We start from the raw sequence: 2,663 nt of genomic DNA, 5'->3' as shown, positions 1-2,663 counted from the left end.
TTTGTATCTATAATTTCTTCTAAATTTTTATTTTCTAGTTTTAATCCATATTTTAGATTGATTTCATCGTTGATTTTTTCTATATCTAATTTTTCATTATTAGCTAAAAGAATAATCTCATCTTCTAAACCTTCAAACCATAATATTTTATTAAATAACCAAAAGTGTATTTTTCCTAAAAATAAGCTCATAGTAGTCCTCCTTAGATTAAAAAGATATTGTGCATTTAAAATACTCTTTTTAATACCTGTTAAATTTTGCTTTGCTTTCTATATCAATAGTATATGATAAAATCAAAAATAATTTCGTAACATTGGTTACGGTTTTAAAAAAAACTTATAAATTAAATAAGTCACTGTTTATAAAACTTAAATTATATAATAATATATTCTAAAGAATGTTTTTAATCGAGGTGAGTATAATGAATTTATCAAAATTTAGTGATTATAGTTTTAGAATATTAATTTACTTAGGAAATCATCCTAATGAGTTATATACAGTAGAAGAATTATCTAGTCACTTAGGGCTATCAACACATCATATAAAAAAGATAATTTATAAATTATCAAAGAATAATCTGATAGAATCATCAAAAGGAAGAAATGGTGGTATTAAATTAGTTAAAGATCCAAAAGAAATGAATTTAGGTGATATTTTAGAAATAACAGAAGATAATTTGAATATAGTTGAATGTTTTTCAGAAGAAGCAGGGTGTTGCAGTTTAAATGATGGTTGTAGGTTAAAGCCTATAATGTATCAGGCGTTGGATGCATTTAAATCTAAGCTTAAAGAGTATACGCTTTATGATATACTTTAGGGGGAGTGTGTAAATGGGGCCCGTGGAGAGGTGAATTATATAGGTCTTCCTTCCGCCCTTTGGGAAAGTCGGTGCGACCTATATAATTCACCTCTCCACTCATGATATTTACAATGTAGAGCTGGGGGGAATATGGAATTAAAATCAGGGAAATTAAGTGAAGAACAAGCAAGAGAAGTATCAAAGTGGAAATATGAAGGTGAGTATGAAATTTATAACTTACCTGATTGGGATACTATGGTTAGAGAATGATTTACTTCATATATTAATAAAGAAAATGAATTAATAGGATCTACTAATCTATTAGACGAAGGTAGTAATGTATTCTTTGGTATAGGAATAAATCCTAAATACTGTAAGAAGGGTATAGGGAAGAGGATTACAAAGTCAGCGTTAGATAAATGTAAAAGTAATTATCCAAATAAACCTGTATCGGCAAGGGTGAATTCTATGTTATGGTATATTATTGGCAAAAAAATTAAACAGACGGATTTTTTTAATAAAATTATAAACATGATTTTTATAAAGCTTCGTGTAGTATATAGCTTGAGCGACGCTGGGAATTATATAAGACGCTCCGACATTTTAGCTTGGAGGAAGGCTTATATAATTCCCAGCGTCGCGGGGTAAATCAATTTTATTTATTCTTCATTTAATTTATTTAAAACTTCTTCTAAATCTAACCCATGTATTTCACAAGCTTGCTCTAAAGTCTCCATTTGAGCTGATGGGCAACCAATGCACCCCATACCAAAGCTCATAAGTATTTGTGGTGCATTTACCTTAGCTTTTACTATATCTGCTATTATACTATCCTTTGTTATCATTTTAAAATTCCTCCTTTATATTAGATATTTCTAAAATATCATTTCTAAACGTATCTATTTTTATTCTATCTATAAAATCACCTAGTTTTTCGCCCATTTGAGCATTTTCATTATAATATTCTAATATGATTTTAACTAAAAGAAAAGCTTGTGCCTCATCTAATCCTTTTACTAAAATATCGGAACTACGAGGATTAAATCCTGCACTACCACCTACTGATATAAAAAACTTACCGTCTATATCAACTAAAACACCAATATCTTTAGAATAAACACTAGTACATGCATTTCTACATCCGCATACACCTATTTTTGTTCTACATGGTAAATCCATCCCATGAAAATTGTTACTTATTTTCATTCCTATACCTATAGTTGGGTACTTTGCCCTTTTGCAGTAATTTGCAGGACAGATCTCAACATTTTTTAATGAATTTTGATTTTTAACAGCTGGCTTCATACCTAATTCAGCCCATATTAATGGTAAATCTTCTTCTTTTAAATTTGTTATTAAAATTCTTTGACCAGAAGTTAGCTTAAGAACACCTTTATATTTTTTTGCAACTTCACCTATCTTTATAAGGTCATCTGCAGTTATAAATCCACCAGGTATATGGGGGGTTATACCATAAGTTCTTTTTCCATTTTTAATTTTTTGTAAATTTCCGTAGGTACTCATATACGACTCCCTCTTTTATACTTGTATTAAGTTTGACTATGTTTATATTATATGATTTCTGCTATTAAAAATCCGTAACATATGATACAGTTTTAATTTATTTTATTAAGAGGATATATTTTGTTTGAAATATATTAATATTGTTTAGCAAAACTTCATTACAGATTAGAGTTTAGTTAGTAAATGGGGCCCGTGGAGAGGTGAATTATATAGGTCTTCCTTCCACCCTTTGGGAAAGTCGGTGCGACCTATATAATTTACCTCTCCACTAATGATATTTGCTAAGCTAAATGTTGGAATATATATATATTGAAACTTACTTAATAATATATTAATAGTG

At 28.8% G+C, this 2,663-nt stretch carries 3 protein-coding genes and 1 pseudogene; 1 reads left to right on the top strand and 3 read right to left on the bottom strand.

Annotation, left to right across the window (positions count from 1 at the left end):
• A pseudogene (locus tag ACRDBA_RS07405) lies at positions 1–191 on the bottom strand (hypothetical protein); the annotation flags it as partial.
• 230 nt (positions 192–421) lie between these two features.
• Between ACRDBA_RS07405 and ACRDBA_RS07400 the strand changes: the two are divergent.
• Positions 422–817 carry an RrF2 family transcriptional regulator gene (locus tag ACRDBA_RS07400; protein ID WP_438572288.1) on the top strand — a complete coding sequence of 132 codons (396 nt, stop codon included), beginning with the start codon at positions 422–424 and terminating at the stop codon, positions 815–817.
• A gap of 641 nt (positions 818–1,458) precedes the next feature.
• Here the strand turns inward: ACRDBA_RS07400 and ACRDBA_RS07395 are convergent.
• Together ACRDBA_RS07395 and ACRDBA_RS07390 are read right to left on the bottom strand one after the other, a co-directional pair.
• Complete coding sequence (locus ACRDBA_RS07395; protein WP_438572287.1) at positions 1,459–1,644, bottom strand: DUF1858 domain-containing protein; 186 nt, start codon at positions 1,642–1,644, stop codon at positions 1,459–1,461.
• A gap of 1 nt (position 1,645) precedes the next feature.
• On the bottom strand, positions 1,646–2,323 hold the full coding sequence (locus tag ACRDBA_RS07390; RefSeq protein ID WP_438572286.1) for an NAD(P)/FAD-dependent oxidoreductase: 678 nt from the start codon (positions 2,321–2,323) through the stop codon (positions 1,646–1,648).
• Positions 2,324–2,663: the final 340 nt, after the last annotated feature.

Source organism: Clostridium sp. (assembly GCF_051654825.1).
Taxonomy (GTDB): Bacteria; Bacillota; Clostridia; order Clostridiales; family Clostridiaceae; genus Clostridium.
This window is presented reverse-complemented; position numbering and strand designations above follow the sequence as displayed.